This is a genomic window from Microcystis sp. M53602_WE12 (assembly GCF_030065455.1).
Classification (GTDB): Bacteria; Cyanobacteriota; Cyanobacteriia; order Cyanobacteriales; family Microcystaceae; genus Microcystis; species Microcystis aeruginosa.
In genome coordinates this window covers 1-3,719 of record NZ_JASJFB010000508.1, presented here as the reverse complement: position 1 = coordinate 3,719, position 3,719 = coordinate 1, and the positions used below count along the sequence as shown (strand labels likewise).

The following is a 3,719-nucleotide window of genomic DNA, read 5'->3' as shown; positions in this document are numbered from 1 at the left end:
GAACGTAGGTTGGGTTGAAGCATGAAACCCAACGCCCGCATGGGTTACGCTACCGCTAACCCATCCTACAAATAATTGTGCCTACCTACTTAACTGGTCACTGATAACTGATAACTGATAACTGATAACTGGTCACTGATAACTGATAACTGATAACTGATCACTGATAACTGATAACTGATAACTGATAACTGATAACTGGTCACTGATAACTGATCACTGATAACTGATAAAGGTGGGAATTACCCACCTTAAACTTGATTTTTGCCGAATTTTTCTAGCGACTGCTACGATCTTGGTCTAAGACGCTGACGGGGAAATTATTATAACCAACGTGATGTTTGCTGGTTTTCTGAATTTCTTCTTTGATTTGATCTAGATCAACATAGCGATCGGCTACATTAATTAAACTATCACTGGTCATCGATCGCAAACTAACCACTTCCACCCGCGCACCACGGTAACTGACGGAATCGGCAGCATAGGCCAAATCCCCATCACCACTGACAATTACTGCGGTATCATAGGAACCCACTAGCGCCATTAAATCCACGGCAATTTCCACGTCAAGATTGGCTTTTTTGGAACCATCGGGTAATTGTACTAGATCTTTAGCGATGACTCGATAACCGTTGCGACGCATCCAGAGGAGAAATCCCTGCTGTTTTTCGTTAGTGCGATCAACTCCAGTATAAAAGAAGGCGCGCAAGAGACGAGAACCAGCAGTTAAACGGCAAAGTAATTTGGTGTAGTCAATTTCGATACCTAATTGCAGGGCCGCATAAAATAAATTAGAACCATCAATGAAAATCGCCACACGACCGCGATTTTCTAGCACTTGTTCGGGGGTGAAGACTGGGGCCGTGTCATAATCATCAAACATTTTATTTTTCCTCGTTTGTTAAAAGTTTAGTGTTGGGTGTTTGCCAGTTGTATCCCAAAGGACAACAGACCTTAAAAAATAGAGTTATCAAAAAATTCCTTTAGGAATCGTTTAACGGCAGTTCTAGTTTAGAAAAGATCGGTTCAGGTGTTCCTAGTTGTGGATTTGTGGGTAATCCCCATTGACAGTGTTGGGAAAAAGAGACACCATCAGGGGAGTTTTCCCCATCCTCCGACCTGAAAGTATTAAAATCAATAACAAAACCTAGTTGTTGATAAATTTTACTGCTCAAGGTCGGTATTATCGGTGAGAGTAGGTAGGCAGAGAGTCTTACTGATTCCAAAACTGCGTAGAGGACTTGTTCTACCGCTGCTTGTTGTTTCTGTTTAAATAAACTCCAGGGCGCACTCTCATCGATAAACTTGTTACTAGCGCGAATTAACGCCAATATTTCCTCACAGGCTTGATTAAATTGTAGCGCATCATACTTCTGTTCAACAATGACCCCTAGATTGATCCCCATATTCTTAAGACGATTATCGTTGGGGATATCTACGCCAGTCAACTGGGGAGGGATATTTTGGCAGTATTTTTTAACCATGCCTAGGGTGCGATTGAGGAGGTTGCCTAAATCGTTGGCTAAATCCGCGTTAAGAATATTAACAAATCTGGTTTCCTGAAAATCGCCATCCTGTCCTAATTCAATCTCTTTGACGAAATAGTAACGGACGGCATCGGCCCCATAGCGCTCAACCAAATCGAAGGGATCGAGGGTATTACCGAGACTTTTGCCCATTTTCCGCCCGTCTTTGGTCAAAAAGCCATGGCCGAACACTCTTTTGGGCAAGGGTAAACCCGCCGACATTAGCATAGCCGGCCAATAAATGGCATGGAATCTTAATATATCTTTACCGATCAGATGCAGATCGATCGGCCACCATTTGGCCAAGGCATTTTCTAGGGTGGGTTCGTCTTCGGGGTCGAGAAGGGCGGTAACATAGCCAAGAAGGGCATCAAACCAAACGTAGATGGTATGCTGACCATCGTGGGGAATGGGAAACCCCCAAGCGACATTAACCCTAGAGATGGAGAAGTCCTGTAGTCCCTGGTTGACGAAGTTGAGAACCTCATTACGTCGGCTTTCCGGTTGAATAAAATCGGGTTGTTCTCGGTAAAGTTGTTCTAGTTGTGTCTGATACTTAGAGAGACGGAAAAAATAGTTTTCCTCGTCGCGCCATTCGGCGGCCAGATTAGTATGAATGGGACAACAGCCATTATCTAACAGTTCTCTTTTTTCCTTAAATTCTTCACAGGCGACGCAATACCAACCCTGTTGGCGATCGAGATAGATATCGCCCTTTTCCCAGACTCTTTCAAAAAATTCGTTAACAATTGCCTGATGACGGGGGGCAGTGGTGCGACTAAAGCGATCATACTGGATGTGTAGCTTTGCCCAGAGATGGGCAAAACTGGTGGCAATGCGATCGCAGTGTTCCTGGGGAGCGAGTCCTTTGGCTGCCGCAGTCCGTTCGATTTTCTGTCCGTGTTCGTCGGTTCCTGTAATCAGGAGGACAGAATTGCCCTGTAACCGCTGCCATCGTGCCATAACATCCGCTACGATCGTTGTGTAGGCACTACCGATGTGAGGGATATCGTTGACATAATAAAGAGGTGTTGTCAAAGCAAATGTTTTTCGCTCATTCAAATCATTCATGAAATTTATTTTTTTAAATAGACGAGGCTGCCCCGAGGCTGATCCGTAGATGATTGGGACATAATCCCTATATTTTATGATCCTCTAATTCTGTTTTATCCTTTAGTTGTGATCTAAGTCAATAAAAACAATCTTAAGGCCGATTTTTTTTTTCCATGAAGCTGCTTACCCCCCTATCCACCTCTCGTTTAATTCTTGATACCACGCGCACGAGTCTGTTTACCGTCGGTCAAGAAAATCTACCCAGCCAAGGAGTGGCGATCGTGGTAAGTAACCATCGTAGCTTTTTGGACGCGCCGATCTTAATTCAAGCTTTGGGCAAAACTCTCCCGATCGCCTGTCATCACTACATGGGAAAAACGCCGCTTTTGCGGGAATTAATCGGAGAATTGGGCTGTTTTCCCTTTGATACCCCTGAAAAACGCCACCGGACTTTTTTTCGGCAAGCAACGGATTTTTTACAGTCCGGACGATGGATCGGTTTATTTCCAGAAGGTGGATCGCCGATGTTAAATTTGACTGCTCCTCGTCAAATTAGCCCTTTTCAAAGCGGATTTGCCCATTTAGCCCTGCGTTGTCCCGTGGAGAATCTATCGGTCTTACCTGTGGCTATTCTCTCCGAGTCGGAAACTGTTATTAGTCCTTTTCCCGTGCGTTTGCTGCGCTGGTTAGATACCACGGAACCTTTATTCGATCAAGACGGTTGGCATCCCGTTGTCTTTTATCATCGTGTCAAGGTGGCGATCGGTCGTCCCTATGGAATTACTGAAAGCGATCGCTCAGATTATCAAGGTAAACAAGGAAAAAAAGCGATTAATCGTTTAATTGGTCATTGTCAGTCGGAAATTAGCGATTTATTGCTGAAAGGCTAAGTCAGGAGACAGGAGGCAGGAGACAGGAGACAGGAGACAGGAGACAGGAGGCAGCCTTGAATCAGTTATCATACTAAATCCGTTGAGTAACGCACAGAAAACGGGTTTCTCGGAGAAACCCGTTTTCTACTCATGCAAAAGGCAAAACGGAGAATAAATAGGGTCTGCTGAAAAAGTTTTTCCTGGGGGTAGGAGTCAGTAGCCGGTCGTCAGTAGCTAGTCGTTTCAGGCTTTGTTGCCCTTGTTTTGT

The 3,719-nt window shown here is 44.6% G+C and carries 3 protein-coding genes; 1 reads left to right on the top strand and 2 read right to left on the bottom strand.

The window, feature by feature from the left end:
• Positions 1-277: 277 nt before the first annotated feature.
• Together PX482_RS16700 and metG are read right to left on the bottom strand one after the other, a co-directional pair.
• Positions 278-883, bottom strand: coding sequence for a LabA-like NYN domain-containing protein (locus PX482_RS16700; protein WP_002739868.1), 606 nt, complete (start codon positions 881-883; stop codon positions 278-280).
• A gap of 100 nt (positions 884-983) precedes the next feature.
• Complete coding sequence (gene metG / locus PX482_RS16695) at positions 984-2,597, bottom strand: methionine--tRNA ligase (protein ID WP_288122714.1); 1,614 nt, start codon at positions 2,595-2,597, stop codon at positions 984-986.
• A gap of 155 nt (positions 2,598-2,752) precedes the next feature.
• Between metG and PX482_RS16690 the strand changes: the two genes are divergently transcribed.
• Positions 2,753-3,469 (top strand): lysophospholipid acyltransferase family protein, encoded by a 717-nt coding sequence (locus PX482_RS16690; protein WP_288027872.1) that lies wholly within the window; start codon positions 2,753-2,755, stop codon positions 3,467-3,469.
• Positions 3,470-3,719 lie beyond the last annotated feature (250 nt).